At 33.1% G+C, this 17,962-nt stretch carries 17 protein-coding genes; all 17 read left to right on the forward strand.

The window, feature by feature from the left end; genetic code table 11:
* The first annotated feature begins 2 nt into the window (after positions 1–2).
* The 17 genes from GQ47_RS06805 (at position 3) to GQ47_RS06885 (ending at position 17,848) form a co-directional block, all read left to right on the forward strand.
* On the forward strand, positions 3–1,142 hold the full coding sequence (locus tag GQ47_RS06805; RefSeq protein WP_035646553.1) for a beta-ketoacyl-[acyl-carrier-protein] synthase family protein: 1,140 nt from the start codon (positions 3–5) through the stop codon (positions 1,140–1,142).
* Entirely contained in the window at positions 1,139–1,675 is a 537-nt protein-coding gene (locus tag GQ47_RS06810; RefSeq protein WP_035646556.1) for a hypothetical protein, read from the forward strand. Before GQ47_RS06805 ends, GQ47_RS06810 begins: the two co-directional genes overlap by 4 nt.
* Before the next feature lie 7 nt (positions 1,676–1,682).
* Entirely contained in the window at positions 1,683–2,300 is a 618-nt protein-coding gene (locus tag GQ47_RS06815; RefSeq protein WP_035646558.1) for a 3-oxoacyl-ACP synthase, read from the forward strand.
* A 2-nt stretch (positions 2,301–2,302) separates the two neighbouring features.
* Positions 2,303–2,560 carry a phosphopantetheine-binding protein gene (locus tag GQ47_RS06820; RefSeq protein ID WP_035646561.1) on the forward strand — a complete coding sequence of 86 codons (258 nt, stop codon included), beginning with the start codon at positions 2,303–2,305 and terminating at the stop codon, positions 2,558–2,560.
* A 99-nt stretch (positions 2,561–2,659) separates the two neighbouring features.
* Positions 2,660–3,859, forward strand: a complete 1,200-nt coding sequence (locus GQ47_RS06825; RefSeq protein ID WP_035646883.1) for a beta-ketoacyl-[acyl-carrier-protein] synthase family protein — start codon at positions 2,660–2,662, stop codon at positions 3,857–3,859.
* Positions 3,859–4,923: a beta-ketoacyl synthase N-terminal-like domain-containing protein gene (locus tag GQ47_RS06830; RefSeq protein ID WP_035646564.1), complete on the forward strand. Its 1,065-nt coding sequence runs from the start codon at positions 3,859–3,861 to the stop codon at positions 4,921–4,923. Before GQ47_RS06825 ends, GQ47_RS06830 begins: the two co-directional genes overlap by 1 nt.
* A gap of 56 nt (positions 4,924–4,979) precedes the next feature.
* Positions 4,980–5,696, forward strand: a complete 717-nt coding sequence (locus tag GQ47_RS06835; protein WP_238567954.1) for a polysaccharide deacetylase family protein — start codon at positions 4,980–4,982, stop codon at positions 5,694–5,696.
* Positions 5,686–6,318, forward strand: coding sequence for a flexirubin biosynthesis/transport protein LolA2 (locus tag GQ47_RS06840; protein ID WP_035646570.1), 633 nt, complete (start codon positions 5,686–5,688; stop codon positions 6,316–6,318). Before GQ47_RS06835 ends, GQ47_RS06840 begins: the two co-directional genes overlap by 11 nt.
* Complete coding sequence (locus GQ47_RS06845) at positions 6,284–6,919, forward strand: flexirubin biosynthesis protein LolB2 (protein ID WP_035646572.1); 636 nt, start codon at positions 6,284–6,286, stop codon at positions 6,917–6,919. The genes GQ47_RS06840 and GQ47_RS06845 overlap by 35 nt, the downstream gene beginning before the upstream one ends.
* A 20-nt stretch (positions 6,920–6,939) precedes the next feature.
* Positions 6,940–7,545 carry a porin family protein gene (locus GQ47_RS06850; protein WP_035646573.1) on the forward strand — a complete coding sequence of 202 codons (606 nt, stop codon included), beginning with the start codon at positions 6,940–6,942 and terminating at the stop codon, positions 7,543–7,545.
* Between the two features lie 3 nt (positions 7,546–7,548).
* Positions 7,549–7,920: a hotdog family protein gene (locus GQ47_RS06855; protein WP_035646575.1), complete on the forward strand. Its 372-nt coding sequence runs from the start codon at positions 7,549–7,551 to the stop codon at positions 7,918–7,920.
* 2 nt (positions 7,921–7,922) lie between these two features.
* A complete protein-coding gene (locus tag GQ47_RS06860; protein WP_035646577.1) occupies positions 7,923–8,408 on the forward strand; it encodes a hypothetical protein in 486 nt (161 codons plus the stop codon).
* A gap of 18 nt (positions 8,409–8,426) precedes the next feature.
* Positions 8,427–9,605, forward strand: a complete 1,179-nt coding sequence (locus GQ47_RS06865) for a DUF2062 domain-containing protein (RefSeq protein ID WP_035646579.1) — start codon at positions 8,427–8,429, stop codon at positions 9,603–9,605.
* Positions 9,606–9,690: 85 nt separating this feature from the next.
* Positions 9,691–13,371 carry a 1-acyl-sn-glycerol-3-phosphate acyltransferase gene (locus GQ47_RS06870; protein ID WP_035646582.1) on the forward strand — a complete coding sequence of 1,227 codons (3,681 nt, stop codon included), beginning with the start codon at positions 9,691–9,693 and terminating at the stop codon, positions 13,369–13,371.
* 1 nt (position 13,372) lies between these two features.
* The gene (locus tag GQ47_RS06875) at positions 13,373–14,887 is read left to right on the forward strand and encodes a phytoene desaturase family protein (RefSeq protein ID WP_035646584.1); all 1,515 of its coding nucleotides are present in this window, start codon (positions 13,373–13,375) and stop codon (positions 14,885–14,887) included.
* Between the two features lie 7 nt (positions 14,888–14,894).
* A complete protein-coding gene (locus GQ47_RS06880) occupies positions 14,895–16,562 on the forward strand; it encodes an acyl-CoA--6-aminopenicillanic acid acyl-transferase (RefSeq protein WP_035646586.1) in 1,668 nt (555 codons plus the stop codon).
* Positions 16,559–17,848, forward strand: a complete 1,290-nt coding sequence (locus tag GQ47_RS06885) for a flexirubin biosynthesis putative acyl-CoA ligase FlxY (protein WP_035646587.1) — start codon at positions 16,559–16,561, stop codon at positions 17,846–17,848. The genes GQ47_RS06880 and GQ47_RS06885 overlap by 4 nt, the downstream gene beginning before the upstream one ends.
* Positions 17,849–17,962 lie beyond the last annotated feature (114 nt).

Below are 17,962 nucleotides of genomic sequence, written 5' to 3' on the forward strand. Positions count from 1 at the left end.
AAATGTTAAAAGAAATATACATCACACAAACGAATTGTATCACGCCTTTGGGTTTTGATGTTGAATCGAACATCGAAGCGATTTTGCGCGGTGATTCGGGAATTCAGCTTCACAATGATATTTCTTTGATGCCCAATTCCTTTTATGCTTCGATTATTTCTGATGAAAAAATAAACAGTGCTTTTTCAAAAATCAGTTCTGAAATAAAATATTCCCGTTTAGAGAAAATGATGATTTTGGCTTTAGAGCAGATTATCAAAAATTCGGGAGTTGAATTGAATTCGAAAACTGCTTTTATACTTTCTACTACAAAAGGAAATGTGACGGCTTTAAAAGAAAATTCAGAAGAAAATTTCAACAATGCACATTTAGATGTTTTAGCTAAAAATGTTGCCAATTTCTTCGGATTTACGACACAGCCAATTGTAGTTTCAAATGCCTGCGTTTCCGGAATTTTAGCTGTTTCTGTTGCTAAAAGAATGATTCAATCGGAGCTTTATGACAATATTTTTGTCGTGGCTGGCGACGAAGTTTCAGAATTTGTTTTGTCTGGATTTAATGCTTTTCAGGCGATGAGTGAATTGCCTTGCAAACCCTATTCTAAAAACAGAACCGGAGTAAGTTTGGGCGAAGCAACTTCTGCAGTTTTAGTTTCGGCGGAAGCCAAAAACGCCAAAATAAAAGTAATTGGAGATAGCTCAATAAACGATGCCAATCATATTTCGGGTCCTTCAAGAACAGGCGAAGGTTTGTTCAGAAGTATCCAAAATGCCTTGAAAGAAGCAAATATTGAAGCCAATACATTAGATTATATTTCAGCACACGGAACCGCAACGCCTTTCAACGACGAAATGGAAGCAATTGCTTTAAACCGATTGGATTTACAAAATGTTCCAGTCAATAGTTTAAAAGGATTTTATGGTCATACTTTAGGCGCTTCAGGATTATTGGAAACGGTAATCGCAATTGAATCAGCAAATCGAAATATGCTTTTTGAATCGAAAGGTTTTGATCAAATTGGAGTTAGTGAAGTTGTAAATGTTATTGAGAAAAATAAAGAGGCAAATATTGAGTATTTTTTGAAAACGGCTTCTGGATTTGGAGGTTGTAATACGGCGGTTATATTTGAGAAAATAAAATGAGAAGTTTAAAAGACTTAGATATTGAGAAAAGTATAGAAAAGAGCAAGCTAGTTTATACTGAAAGCTGGTCTGATATATTTGACACCATACTTCTTCTAATGTTTTTTAGCTTTGGATTTATTTGTCCTTTTTTGGTTTATTTCGATCCATATCGAGATTATTCAAATACCGGAGGCGAAGATTATCTACTTTTTTTTATGAGTTTCTTTTTTGCTTATGCAATTTATCGAAAATTGACCGAAAAGCATCTTACGAAAATTATAAGTAAATATGACCTTGAAAAAAACAGAACAATTATTATTGAATATTGTAAGAAATTTGGATTTCAAAAGGCCGTAAGTTCAAAAAATTTAGTAATTTATAATAAATCTGACAATCTTGCTATTAATAATTTGTATCAATCAAGCAGGATATTTATTTTGGACAAAAATGATATTTATATAACAATGATTAAAGAAGGTCATAAAACAAATTTTCCTGTTCTTATTTCACAAATAATTTTAAAGTGGGATATTAAAAAATTATGTTCTTAAAAACAAAATGACTCAAACTAAAACCTACATACAGTCCTACATCACCATCCAAAACAACGAAATTGTTTTGAACGGAACTTCGGTATTCAAAATTGAACCAACCGATTTTGCAGATTTCTCGAAACAAGCATTACGCAATTTTGAAATTCAATATCCAAAGTTTTTCAAAATGGATGCTTTGAGCAAACTGGCTTTTTTAGGATCAGAATTGCTTTTGAGTCCGATTGTTTCTGCTGAAGAAGAAAATAATATCGCTTTGGTTTTGGCGAATAAATCATCAAGTTTAGATACCGATGTAAAATATCAGGAATCGATTTCTGATAAAGAAAACTATTATCCGAGTCCGGCGGTTTTTGTTTATACGTTGCCAAATATTTGTTTGGGCGAAATAAGTATTCGTCATCAGCTGAAAAGTGAAAATTCTTTTTTTATATTTGATGCTTTCAATTCTGAATTTTTGTTGAACTATTCTGAGATTTTATTAAACACAAATAAAGCAGATTCAGTTCTGTGCGGTTGGGTAGAATTTTACAATGACAATTATAAAGCGTTTCTTTGCATCTTTAGTAAAGAAGAAAACGAAAAATATACAAACGAAAATATCAATACATTATACAATAAATAATCATGGAAGCATTAAAAGAAGAATTAAAAAATAAAATCATTACGACTTTAAACCTGGAAGATATCAATATCGAAGACATTGCTGATAACGATCCTTTGTTTGGAGACGGTTTAGGTTTAGACTCGATTGATGCACTTGAATTAATCGTGATTTTAGATAAAGATTATGGAATTAAACTGGTTGACCCGAAAGAAGGAAAATCAATTTTCCAGTCAATCGAAACTATGGCGGCATATATTAGCGCGAACAGAACGAAATAAATTTTAGATTTTAGACTTCAGATTTTAGATTTCTTTGGCAGAAATATTAAAATCTAATTAATGTTCTACAAATCTAAAATCATAAATCTAAAATCTAAAATGGCAAAAGGTGTCGCAATAACCGGAATGGGAATTATCTCTTCGATTGGAAATTCAGTCGAAGAAAATTATATTTCCCTAATCGAAAATAAAATTGGTATTTCCAGAATTGAAAATATTCCGACGGTTCATGCTGATGTAATCAAAGTTGGTGAAATCAAAAAAACAAATGAAGAATTGATTTCGGAATTGCAGCTTTCAGAAAATAATAACTTTTCGAGAACAGCAATGATTGGTGCTCTGGCAGCCAAACAAGCTGTTGAAAATGCTGGAATTACTTCTATAAACGAATTCAGGACGGGACTTATTTCGGCTACAAGTGTGGGCGGAATGGACATGACGGAAAAACATTATTTCGATTATTTCGAAAAACCGGAATTGGTCAAATACATAACTTGTCATGACGGCGGCGATGTGGCTGAAAAAATTGCTTCTGAACTAGGTTTAAAAGGAATGGTTACGACAATCAGTACGGCTTGTTCCTCGGCGGCAAATTCAATCATGTTAGGCGCACGACTAATTAAATCTGGAAAACTGGATCGCGTAATTGTTGGGGGAACTGATGCTTTGGCAAAATTCACCATCAACGGATTCAAGACTTTGATGATTTTATCTGACGATTATAACAAACCATTTGACAATAATCGAAAAGGGCTAAATCTTGGTGAAGCGGCTGCTTTTTTAGTTTTAGAATCAGATGAAATTGTTGCCAAACAAAACAAAAAAGTCCTGGCAAGAGTTTCTGGTTATGGAAATGCAAATGATGCTTTTCACCAAACTGCTTCTTCAGAAAACGGCGACGGCGCTTATTTGGCCATGAAAAAAGCCTTTGAAGTTTCGGGTTTAAAACCTTCTGAAATTGATTATATCAACGTTCACGGAACCGCAACACCAAACAATGATTTATCTGAAGGAAGAGCATTATTGCGAATTTATGAAGATGAAAAAGTGCCGGATTTCAGTTCTACAAAACCTTTTACAGGACACACTTTAGCGGCGGCGGCGGCAATTGAAGCCGTTTATTCTGTTTTGGCAATTCAGAATAGTGTGGTTTATCCAAATTTGAATTTTGAAGTGCCAATGGAAGAATTTGAATTGAAGCCTCAAAAAACTTTAAAAATGAAAAATATCGAACACGTTTTATCCAATTCTTTTGGTTTTGGCGGAAATTGTTCAACCCTTATATTTTCTAAAAGCTAATGACAAAAAAGACATATATAAATGGAGTAGGCTGTATTTCGACTCAAAAAACATTTGATACTGTTTTTTTAGAAGAAGCTGTTTACAATCAAAATGAAACGGTTCTTTCAATCGTTTCTCCAGTTTACAAAGATTATATTTCTCCTGCGATGATCAGAAGAATGGCAAAAGGAGTGAAAAACGGAATTGTAGCTTCGGCTTTGGCAATGAAAGATGCGAATGTTGAAAATGTTGATGCAATTATTACCGGAACTGGATTAGGCTGCATCGAAGATTCTGAAAAATTCCTGAAAAACATTCTCGATAATAACGAAGAATTTTTAACGCCAACTTCGTTTATTCAATCGACACACAATACCGTTGGTGCACAAATTGCACTTTCTTTACAATGTAAAGGTTATAATTTTACGTATGTAAATGGCGCGGTTTCTTTTGAATCGGCACTTTTGGATGCTAAAATGCAGATTGAAGAAGACGAAGCAAATTCAATTTTGGTTGGTGGAGTTGATGAAAACGGAGATTATACTTTATCGCTTTTTAAATTGGCCGGAAGAATTAAAAAAGAAAACGATCTTCCTTCTGAAGTTTTAAATGCTAATTCCAGCGGTGTTATTTATGGTGAAGGCGCGAGTTTTTTTGTTTTGGAAAATGAAAGAAAAGAAAATACGTATGCCGAAATTCTTGATGTTGAAATCGTAAATACTTTGGAAGAAAATGAAATTGAAAATACTATTATCACTTTCTTAAAACATAATAATTTACAAATTTCAGATCTTGATGCTGTCGTTTTTGGCTTTGATGGAAACTCAGATTCTGATTCTTATTATCGAAATTTAAGTGAAAATGCTTTCGCAAAAACACCTCAATTGTATTACAAACATTTAAGTGGAGAATATGACACGGCTTCTGCTTTTGCTTTGTGGATGGCTTCAAAAATCATAAAAACTCAGGAAATTCCTGAAATTATAAAAGTGAATTCAATTGAAAAACCTGCTTATAATACCATTTTATTGTACAATCAGGTAAATGGAAAAAATCATAGTTTTACGTTGCTTTCAAAATGATAACGCATAAAAACATATCTGTTTTTTTTATCTTTTTATTGCTCGTATTATTTCTTTTGAATTTTTATACAGCAATTAATTTTTGGTGGTTTGTTTTAATTGTTTTGATTTGGCTTGGAATAAATGCTTTTGGTTCTGTCCAAATTTCTTCTAATTATCATGTAAAAGCGTTCTGTAATAATCCTTCGGAAACAGAAAAAAAAATTGCCTTAACTTTTGATGACGGACCAAGTGAATTTACTTTGGAAGTTTTGGAACTTCTGAAAAAATACAATGCCAAAGCGACTTTTTTCTGTATTGGAAAAAACATTGAAGCACATCCGGAAATTTTAAAACAAGTTATTGACGAAGGTCATTTGGTTGGAAATCATTCTTATTCTCATTCTAAGTTTTTCGATTTTTATCATGAAGACAAAATAACAGATGAACTTCGCAAGACAGATAAATTGCTGGAAAAATTCACTTCAAAAAAAATCAACTTTTTCCGTCCGCCTTATGGAGTTACGACACCTTCAATTCGCAGAGCATTAAAAGTTACCGGACACAAAGTTATTGGCTGGAATATTCGTTCACTTGACGGAGGAACAAAAAATCAGGATTTGATTTTGAACCGAATTAAAAAACACATTTCTCCCGGCGGAATTGTACTTTTGCACGATACTGCGCCACACTCTGTTTTGGTATTGGAACAGTTTTTGCAATTTTTACAGCAAAATAATTACGAAGTTATTTCGATAGAAGAACTTTTGAACCTTAAAGCTTATGAAGACTAAATTATATATTTTCCTTTTCCTAAATATTTTCAGCATTTCTGTTTTCGCTCAGGAACAAAAAATGACTGATGCTGAAATTGCATCTTTCAAACAAGATGTAAATGTAGTTTCGAAAAAAATCAAAACTTTAAGTACTGATTTTGTTCAATACAAACATTTGGATTTTTTATCGAAAGACATTGAAACTTCTGGAAAAATGATTTTTAAAGAACCGGCGTTATTATCTTGGCAATATAAAAAACCATACAATTATAGCATTGTTTTCAAAAACGGAAAAATCCTGATTAACGACGAAGGAAAGAAAAGTGCGGTTGATATTGGCAACAGCAAAATCTTCGCAAGAATCAACAAATTAATTATTGGAAGTGTGAGCGGAAATATGTTTGACGATAAAGAATTTACGATTTCATATTTTAAATTGAAAGGTCAAAACTTAGCGAAATTTGTTCCAAAAGATGCGACGCTGAAAAAATACATCAAACAAATCGAACTGACTTTCGACAAAGAAGAAGCAACAGTGGTTCAGGTAAAATTATTAGAATCATCTGAAGATTATACCCGAATTGTACTTAAAAATAAAGTGATCAATGCAAAAATCGACGATTCAGTTTTTACTAATTAATTGTTTTCTGGCAATTTTTTTAGTTTCTTGTGGCTCGGTCACAAAAAATTATACGCCTAAAAAATTAGACAAAACGAAGATAGAAGTTCCTTATTTCTCTGACCCAAATGCTGATTATGTTTATAAAACAAATATCACAGTTTACGGTCATGAATTGTCCGGAATTTTTATTGCCAAGAAAGTAAATGACACAACGCATCGAGTAGTTTTTACCACTGAATTTGGAAACAAATTATTGGATTTCGAAATTGCTGAAAAGACTTTTAAAGTCAATTCGATAGTTTCTGAATTGGATCGAAAAATCCTAATTAATACATTAACTGAAGATTTCAGAATTCTTCTTAAAAAAGATTTTCTGATTCAGGAAGAGTTTGAAAATGTAGATTTTAACATTTATAAATCGGCAGATGGCGCTCGTGACAATTATCTTTTCTTTTCAAAAAAAGACCAAAAATTAGAAAAAGTAGTACGTTCTTCTAAAACAAAAGATAAAATAACAATTACTTTTACTTTAGAAAACGATAATTTTGCTAAAAAAGTCGTCATTTTACATCAGAATATCAAGTTGAAAATTGAACTGAATTATTTTAAATCAGAGTAAAAATATAAACCAAACCAACTATGAAAAAAATAACCTTATTTGCATTTGTACTATTTATTGGTGTTGCTTCAATGCAAGCACAAGTATCAGTAAATCCAGGTATTAGAGGTGGTTTAAACCTTACAAGTTTAACCAATATTGATAACAACAGTATGAAAGCTGATTATTATATTGGAGGATTAGTGGCAATAAAATTCAATAGGTATTTTACACTTCAGCCTGAAATCACATATTCAAGACAAGGTGCCGAAGGAAGAGAATATTATAACGGATCAAATGCTTTTCAGGATGCAAAATATGAGTTGAATTATGTAACGCTTGGAGCTGTTGCAAAATTTAACTTTGGAGGAAAAGGTTTTCATGTATTGGCAGGACCATCACTTGATTTGAAGACAAGTGACAATTTTGGGCGTTACGGATATGATCCAATTGGTACAGATTTTTCATTTGTTGGCGGTATTGGCTATACGTTACCAAACGGATTGACTTTTGAAGCAAGATTTAAACAAGGTTTAATCGATATTTACGGTTATGACGGTATTGATTATGATGACTATTATTATGACCAAATTATTTTAAATCAGGTATTGCAGTTTGGTATTAGTTATACTTTTAAAGTAAAATAAAAAATGGTTTTAAAAGATTTTTACAAAATACTTTCGGAAGAAAAAATATCAGATTCTAAATATACGATTACGATTTTGGTCAATGAAAAACATGAAGTTTTCAAAGGTCATTTTCCGGGAAACCCAATTATGCCGGGTGTTTGCATGATACAAATTATTAAAGAATTAACAGAGAAAATTACGCAGGAAACTTTAATGATTCAAACGCTTGCCAATGTAAAATTTATGGCACTCATTAATCCGGAAGTTAACCCTGAATTGCGTTTAGAACTTGACATTACAACAACCGAAGATAATTTGGTTAAAGTAAAAAACACAACTTATTTTAATGACACAGTTGCCTTGAAATTAAGCAATGTGTACAAAAAAATGTAATTATGAAACTGCTATTGACATTGCTTTTATGGGTAAATTTTGTGGGCACTCCAGATTTGGCGTCCATAAGAAAAATGTACACAACTGTTACTAAATCGGAAAGTAATGCAAAAGAATTTTCAGAAAAACTAGCTGACATTTCTGAAGAAGGTAATAAAACTTTAGTTGCTTACAAAGCAGCTTCTATTCTTTTGGATTCTAATTTTAAAAAGAAATTAAAAGATAAAATTGACCGTTTTAAAGAAGGTGCAAAATTGCTTGAATCAACTATAAAAAGCGAGCCTAATAATATCGAAATCAGAATGATTCGCTTGAGCATTCAGGAAAATGTTCCAGGAATTACGGGTTACAAAAAGAATATAAAAGAAGACAAAAAATATCTAACCGAGCACTATGGTGATCAAAGCGGTGCTTTAAAAGAATATCTAAAAGACTTTATTTTACAATCAAAAAGTTTTTCTGAAAAGGAGAAACAATTTGTGAAGTAAGCGAAAGCATCATTTTCCATGGAACCTAATTTACATCAGCACGATTTATTAAATACCACCTCATTTTGTGTTATTGTCCCAACGTACAATAATCAGAAAACGCTAAAAAAAGTGCTGGATTCTATTTTAGATTTCACTACAAATATTATTATTGTCAACGACGGTTCTACAGATTCTACTTCTGAAATTTTAAAACAATATTCCGAGCTTACGCAAATTCATCATCCTAAAAATATAGGAAAAGGTCGTGCGCTAAGAAATGGTTTCAGAAAAGCAATCGAAATGAAATTTGAATACGCCATCACAATCGATTCTGACGGGCAGCATTTTGCATCTGACATTCCAAGTTTTATTTCAGCAATTCAAAAAGAACCAAATGCACTTTTGATTGGAAGCCGAAATATGACGCAGGAAAATGTTCCGAAGAAAAGCAGTTTCGGAAACAAATTTTCAAATTTTTGGTTCAAGTTCGAAACCGGAATCAAACTTGATGATACACAATCTGGTTTCAGATTATATCCTTTACAATTGCTTCCGAAACAATTTTATACCAATAAATTTGAGTTTGAAATTGAAGTTATTGTGCGTGCGGCGTGGAAAGGAATTGTGGTAAAAAACATTCCGATTCAGGTTTTGTACGATCCCGCAGAACGCGTTTCGCATTTTCGTCCGTTTCGTGATTTTACCCGAATCAGTATTTTAAATACGGTTTTGGTTACGAATGCTTTGTTGTATATCAAACCGAGAGATTTTTTTAGAAGAGCAAAAAAAAAAGGTTTTAAAAAATTCTTTCTTGAAGATATTCTAGAAAGCAACGATTCTAATTTCAAAAAATCAGCCGCAATCGCACTTGGTATTTTTATTGGATTTTCACCTTTTTGGGGATTTCAAACTATTTTACTTTTTACTTTTGCTGCTATTTTCAGACTTAACAAAGTCATTGCATATTTGACTTCAAATGTGAGTTTTCCTCCATTTATTCCGTTTATTATTTACGCTTCACTTCAAGTTGGAAGCATTTTTGTGTCGAGTGACGCGCCTTTAGTTTTAGACAGTTCGATTACACTCGACGATATTCAAAAAAATGCTACACAATATATCGTAGGAAGTCTTATTTTAGCATCCGTTTCCGCGCTAACAGTTGGTTTTATAAGTTATTTGCTTTTAACCGCTTTTAGCAAGAAACCCATCGAATAATTTTTCGCCAAGAATTCACGAATTTATTTTTAATCTGATTGTATTAATTCGTGAATTCGTGGCGAAAAAAACTTAAATCATAACTATGCATCAATATTTTTACGCCATTCATTTATTTGTTAACCGAAGAAAATCTTTGTCGGTTTTATTGGCTTTTTTGATGCTTTTTATTTTTGGATTTTTTGCTTCTCAAATCAAATTTGAAGAAGATATTACCAAATTAATTCCCGCCAATGACAAAGCTGATGTTACAGCAAAAGTCTTAAAACAATTAAATTTTGCCGATAAAATAACCGTCATTTTCAAACTCGAAAAAAACGGTTCTGCAGAAGATTTAAAAGAAATGGCAAGCACTTTTTCAGACAGTGTTTCAAAATCCTGCAAACCCTATGTAACCGGAATTCAGGGAAAAATTGACGAAGAAAATATTCAGGAAACAATCGATTTTGTTAACAATAATTTACCGCTTTTTCTTGAAAATAAAGATTATGCAGCGATTCAGAATAAATTGCAAAAAGACAGTATTACAGCAACTGTTCAGGGAAATTACAAATCGATTATTTCTCCTTCGGGATTTATTACAAAAGATTTTATTCTGCAAGATCCGCTTGGGATTTCGTTTATCGCCTTAAAAAAATTACAGCAATTAAATATTGGTGACGATTTTACGCTCGACAATGGTTTTGTAATGACGAAAGACAAAAAGAAACTTTTGCTTTTTATAACCTCAAATCTTCCGTCAAGCGAAACCGAAAAAAATACTGTTTTTGCCGCAAAGCTAAAATCAATTCAGGAAAATTTAAATCAGAAATACAAAGGCAAAACTTCGATCAGTTATTTTGGTTCGGCTTTAATCGCAGTTGCTAATGCCAATCAAATCAAAAGCGATATTGTCCTAACGACATCAATTGCAATGTTCACATTAATGCTGATTCTGATTTTATTTTACCGAAAAATATTGATTCCGCTGATTATTTTTCTTCCAACGGTTTTTGGAGCTTTATTCGCCGTTGCGTTTTTATATTTTGTGAAAGAACAGATTTCAGCAATTTCTCTCGGAATTGGATCTATTTTACTCGGAATTACGATTGATTATTCCATTCATATTCTCACACATTACAAACACAACAGCGATGTAAAAACGTTGTACAAAGACATTACAATGCCCGTAATTATGAGCAGTTCGACTACGGCGGTTGCTTTTTTATGTCTTCTTTTTGTAAAATCGGATGCCTTAAATGATCTCGGAATTTTCGCTGCAGTTATTGTGATGGCGTCTGCATTTTTCTCGCTTTTGATTGTTCCGCATTTATATAAGCCAAAAGAAAATCCAGCGGAACACAAGAAAAATGTCATTGATAAAATGGCGCATTTCTCCTTTCACAACAATAAATTCCTGATTGGATTTTGCATTTTAATTACGATTATTTGCTGTTTTACTTATAATAATGTTGGTTTCAATAACGATTTATCGCAATTAAATTTTGTTCCGAAGGAAATCAAAGCAGCCGAAAAACAACTCGAAGAAAGCACAAGCTTAACGTCAAAAACCATTTATGTGGCTTCGTACGGAAAAAGTATGGACGAAGTTTTGCAAACCAACAGCAAACTTTTTACTGATTTATCCAAAGAAAAAACACAAAACAAAATTCTGAATTTCAGTTCTGTCGGAGGAATTATGCTTTCACAAAAAGAGCAAATTGAAAAAATTGAAAAATGGAATTCGTTTTGGGACGCCAATAAAAAGCAAGTTTTACAATCGCAATTAATTGCCGAAGGTTCAAAACTCGGCTTTAAGCCAACTACTTATTCGGCCTTTTTTGATCATTTGAATTTTGATTTCAAACCAATTTCTTCTAATGATTATTTAAAAATTCAGGCGCTACAATTAAAAGAATTTGTAACCGAAAAAAATGGTTTTTACACGATTTCGACTTTAGTAAAGGTTTCGCCAGAACAGCGCGATGCATTTGTAAAATCAGCTTCAGCCAAAAATAATTTAATTGCCATTGACCGCCAGCAAATGAACGAAACGTTTTTCAGTACTTTGAAAACCGATTTTAATTCGCTTGTCAATTATTCATTTGTGGCTGTGATTTTAATTCTGTTTTTCTTTTTCCGAAGAATCGAATTGGTAATCGTAAGCTGTATTCCAATTGCATTGACCGGAATTGTAACAGCCGGAATTATGGGCATTTTTGGCATTCAAATGAATATTTTCAGCATGATTGTCTGCACCTTGATTTTTGGTCACGGTGTTGATTTTAGCATTTTCATGACAAGCGCACTTCAAAAAGAATATACAACCGGAAAGAACGAGATTGCCATTTATCGAACTTCAATAATTCTGGCAGTAATCACAACAATTTTAGGAATTGGCGCCATGATTTTTGCCAAACATCCAGCATTGACTTCAATTTCATCGGTTTCTTTGATTGGGGTTTTCGCAGCGCTGATTATCACGTTTATCTTCTACCCGATTCTTTTCAAACTTTTTATATCAAATCGTTCAAAAAATGGAAATCCACCATTTCATTTACGAACTTTTATCCACGGAATTATTTCGTTTGCCTATTATGGTTTGGGCGGAATTGTAATGTCGATTTTCAGTTTTACGCTAATGCCAATTTTGCCATTGAGTGCAAAAACGAAAATGAAAGCTTTTCGATATGTAGTTTCAAAATTCATGAAATCGGTATTGTATTCGAATCCGTTTATTCGAAAAAGAGTCGTTAATAATTTCAACGAAAATTTCGAAAAACCAGCCATAATAATTGCCAATCATTCTTCATTTCTAGACATTTTATCGATCGGAATGCTGAGTCCAAAAATTATTTTTCTGGTAAGCGACTGGGTTTACAACTCACCTATTTTTGGCGGCGTTGTTAGAAAAGCCGGTTTTTATCCTGTTTCTGAAGGTTTGGAAAGCGGTGTTGAACATTTGCGTAAAAAAGTTGAAGAAGGTTATTCTTTAATGGTTTTTCCGGAAGGAACACGCTCAGAAAGTAATGTTGTAAAACGATTCCATAAAGGTGCATTTTTTCTTGCAGAACAATTTAATCTGGATATCATTCCAGTCGTTATTCATGGCGCTTCTGAATTAATTCCGAAAGGCGATTTTGTTATTCATAACGGAAAATTAACGGTTACGATTTTAGAAAGAATCAAACCTGAAAATCTTGCATTCGGGAAAAATTATGCCGAAAGAACGAAACAAATAAGTACTTTCTTTAAAGCAGAATATCGTAAAATTCGCCAGGAATTAGAAGGCGCAGATTATTTTAAGCCAATGCTGCTTCACAGTTATGATTATAAAGAAATTGAAGTTGTAAACAGTGTAAAAAAAGATCTGAAAAACCATCTAGAAACTTATTTTCTTCTTGGAAAACAACTATCGGCGAAAGCCAAAATATTGCATTTGGCCAATGATTACGGGCAATTAGATGTTTTATTGACACTGCAGGAACCGCAGCGAAAAATTCATTCGTACATTGCTGATGAAGAAAAACGCGATGTTGCCAAAATCAATTATATCGTTAATAAGAGAAAAATATCGTATCTCGAAAATTTAGAAATTCTGCCTGAAAACAATTATGATACGCTTTTAATTTCGGAGGAAAATTCAGAAAATGAAATTCAGAAATTAATCGTTCTCACTTCGTGTGTAATTTTAATGAATTGTCCGAGTTTAAAAAACACTATCCTTAAATTTGGTTTTGATTGTATTTTAGAAGAAAACGAACTTATTATTTTTAAGAAAAAATAAAATGAAAGAGCATTACGATGTAGTAATTGTCGGCAGCGGTTTGGGTGGCTTAGTGGCTTCCATAATTCTGGCTAAAGAAGGCTACAGCGTTTGTGTGCTCGAAAAAAACAATCAGTACGGCGGAAATCTTCAGACTTTTGTTCGCGATAAAACTATTTTTGATACCGGAATTCATTATATCGGAGGTTTAGGCGAAGGCCAAAATCTGCATCAATATTTTAAATATTTGGGTATTATCGATAAATTAAATCTGAAGCAATTAGATCAAAATGCTTTCGATATTATCTCTTTTGAAGATGATAAAACCGAATATCCGCATGCACAAGGTTATGAGAATTTTGTTGCGCAACTGACAAAATATTTCCCGGAAGAAAAAACAAACATTGAGAATTACTGCCAAAATTTACAAACCATTTGCGACTCTTTTCCGCTTTATAATTTAGAATGGGAAGGAAAATACGATCCCGAAATTTTAACGCTCAACGCGAAAGAAACCATCGATTCGTTTACTGAAAATGAAAAACTAAAAGCTGTTTTGGCGGGTTCTAATTTTCTCTATGCGGGCATTCCAGATAAATCACCTTTTTACGTTCATGCCTTAATTGTGAATTCTTATATTCAGAGTTCGTGGCGCTGTATCAACGGCGGAAGCCAGATTACAAAACAGCTTTTAAAACAATTAAAAAAATACGGCGGCGAATTTTACAAACACAAAGAAGTTACGCGTTTTGATGTTGAAAATCATAAAGTAAATTCGGTTGAAATGAAAGACGGAACTCGAGTTTCCGGAACTTATTTTATTTCGAATATCGAACCTAAAACGACTTTGAAAATGGCTGGTGAAGAAAACTTCAGAAAACCATTTTTCAACCGAATTCAAAGTCTTGAAGGTGTACTTTCTGCTTTCAGTTTGTATTTGGTTTTTAAACCGGAAACTTTCAAATATATCAACCATAATTATTATCATTTTAAAAATAGCAATGAAGTCTGGACGGCACACGAATACGACGAAAATTCCTGGCCAAAAACTTATATGGCTTCTATGAATGCTTCTAAAGAAGATGAAATTTGGGCAGACGGAATGACGTTTATAACCTACATGAATTTTGACGATGTTTTGCCTTGGGCGGAAACATTCAATACAACTGTAGAAAAAAACGACCGCGGCGAAAGCTACGAAGAGTTCAAAGCTAGAAAAGCAGCGAAATTTTTGGATGAAATAGAAATAAAATTTCCCGGAATCAGAGATTGTATTAAGTCGATTCATACTTCAAGTCCGCTTTCGTATCGCGATTATATTGGTGGTGATAATGGAAATATGTATGGTTATGTCAAAGATTCTAACAATCCTTTGAAAACACTTATTCCGTCAAAAACCAAAATAGACAATTTATATCTTACGGGTCAAAGCATCAATATGCATGGTGTTTTGGGCGTTACAATTGGCGCAGTTGTAACTTGCTCCGAAATCTTAGGAAAAGAATATTTGATTACCAAAATTAATCAGGCAGAATAATTGAATTATGAAAAACCGAATCATATATCTTTTCTGCATTGGTTTTTTAGGAATTCTGATTTCTTGCGGAACGGCAAAATCAAAAAATCATCAGCCCGATGTTTCAAAATTTAATGCTACAAAACCTGTTGTTACGAAACTTTCTGACAGCATTTTTATAGCTGGAAACAATTCGCTTTTAAAAAACAAACAAGGACTTTGGGAATTATATGTTGAAGGTGATCCATTAGAAATTGGACTCAATACTGGCGCTTTGTCTGATTCACTTTTGCAAAAACAACAGCAAATATTTTTCTCTAAAATAAAAGATTTAGTTCCATCGAAATTCGAACAGAAGATGCTGCGTCATTTCTTAAAATGGTACAATCGGAAATTATATGCCAATGTTCCCGAAGAATATCAAACGGAAATTTTTGGCGTTTCACAATATACTTCGCATGAATTTGACAACATCGCGCCACAATATCAACGTGGTTTGTACCTGCATGCAGCGCACGATATTGGTCACGCTTTACAGGATTTGGCTTTAGTTGGTTGTTCCTCATTTGCCGCTTGGGGAGAAAAATCGGAAGACGGGAATTTAATCCTCGGACGTAATTTTGATTTTTATGTAAATGACGCTTTCGCGGAAAATAAAATCATTGCGTTTATAAAACCCCAACAAGGACATAATTTTATGATGGTTTCCTGGCCCGGAATGATTGGCGCTGTTTCTGGCATGAATCAGCAAGGTTTGACGGTTACTATAAATGCTGCAAAATCGGAAATTCCGTTGACTGCAAAAACACCAATTTCAATTTTAACTCGCGAAATTTTACAGCACGCACAAAATATTGACGAAGCAATTGCCATTGCAAAAAAACGATTAGTATTTGTTTCCGAATCAATTATGGTGGGAAGTGCACAGGATAATAAAGCGGTTTTAATTGAAGTTTCTCCAAAAAAAATGGACGTTTATGAAGTTCCAAACAGCAATCAATTAGTATGTTCAAATCATTTTCAGAGTGAGACTTTTAAAAATGAAAAACGAAATTTAGGGCAAATTGCAGACAGTCATTCGGAATATCGTTTTGAAAGAATGCAGGAACTTCTTTCTGAAAACAAAAAAATAAATCCTGAAATTGCTTCTGAAATTCTTAGAAACAAAAATGGTTTGAATGACATTCCGCTTGGTTTTGGCAACGAAAAAGCGCTGAATCAATTATTGGCGCATCACGGAATTATTTTTAAACCGAAAGAAAAATTGGTTTGGGTTTCGGCAAATCCGTTTCAATTGGGTGAATTTGTTTGTTTTAATCTGGATTCGATTTTTAACGGAAAAAAGACAAATACCACAATTTCATTTGAGCAGGAAAATCTAAATATTGCCAAAGATCCTTTTATAAAAACCGAAGCTTTCCAGAACTTTAAAAAGTTTAAAGCCGAAAATCATCAAATGGATTTGTATCTGAAAAACAAAGAAACAATTTCGCCCGAATTTATTCAGCAATATCAATCGTTAAACCCTGATTATTGGGTTGTATATTACAAAGCAGGGTTGTACTTTTATCAAAAAAAACAATTCCGCGCTGCTCAGATTAATTTTGAAAAAGCACTTACAAAAGAAATTACTACCGCTCCTGAAAAAGCAAAAATTGAAAAATATTTAAAAAAACTCAAAAGAAAATTACAATGATTCCAGCAATAGAAAAAGATTCTTTAGAAGAAATTAAAGTTTTTCAGGAACAAAAATTAGTCGAACTTTTAGCTTACATCAGCGAGAATTCTCCTTTTTATAAAAGACTTTTTGCCGGACAAAATATTGACATTTCGAAAGTAAAAACTTTAGAAGATTTACAATTTTTGCCTGTTACTACAAAAGAAGATTTGCAACAATATAATGATGATTTTTTGTGTGTTCCGCAACATAAAATTATTGATTACGCTTCGACATCAGGAACTTTGGGCGATCCGGTGACTTTTGGTTTAACCGATTCTGACTTAGACCGATTGGCTTATAACGAAGCGATTTCTTTCGCCTGCGCGGGAATTGCAGAAGGCGATGTTGTACAATTAATGACCACAATTGACCGAAAATTTATGGCCGGATTGGCTTATTTTCTTGGTTTAAGAAAATTGAAAGTTGGCGTGATCCGAGTTGGTGCCGGAATTCCGGAAATGCAATGGGATTCGATTTTAAAATACAATCCGAGTTATTTAATTACGGTTCCTTCTTTTCTTTTGAAATTAATTGAATACGCCGAAATTCACGGAATCGATTATAATAATTCAAGCATAAAAGGTGCCATCTGTATTGGAGAATCGTTGAGAGAACAAGATTTTTCAATGAATATTTTATCCAAAAAAATCACGGACAAATGGAATATTAAGTTGTTTTCGACTTATGCTTCTACCGAAATGAGCACCGCTTTTACAGAATGCGAACATGGAAAAGGTGGGCATCATCATCCGGAATTGATCATTGTTGAAGTTCTCGACGAAAATAATATTCCGGTGAAAAATGGCGAAACTGGCGAACTTACTTTTACTACTTTAGGAATTGAAGCCATGCCGTTATTGCGTTTTAAAACCGGAGATATTGTTCAGCTTCACGACGAACCTTGCGCTTGCGGACGAAATACGTTGCGTGTTGGCCCAGTTGTTGGCCGTAAAAAACAAATGATAAAATACAAAGGCACAACACTTTATCCGCCAGCGATGAATGATGTTTTGAGCAGTTTTGACAATATCGAAAATCATTTAATCGAAATCTCTACAAACGATTTAGGCACAGATGAAATCCTGATTAAAATTGCCGTAAAAAACCAAACTCCAGAATTTCTACAAGAAATAAAAGATCATTTTAGAGCCAAATTAAGAGTTACTCCAAAAATAGAATTCGCTTCAAAAGAAGTTTTAAATCCTTTGGTTTTTAATCCAATGAGTAGAAAACCAATTCGGTTTTTTGATTATAGATCTTAGTATTAGGTACAAAGTGGCAAAGGTTCAAAGGCACAAAGGTTTCTTAATTGTCTGATAAAAAAGCCTTTGAACCTTTGCCACTTTGAGCCTTTGTCCCTCGAATTGTACAAATTC

The organism is Flavobacterium sp. ASV13 (genome assembly GCF_000745775.1).
In the GTDB taxonomy this organism is placed as follows: domain Bacteria; phylum Bacteroidota; class Bacteroidia; order Flavobacteriales; family Flavobacteriaceae; genus Flavobacterium.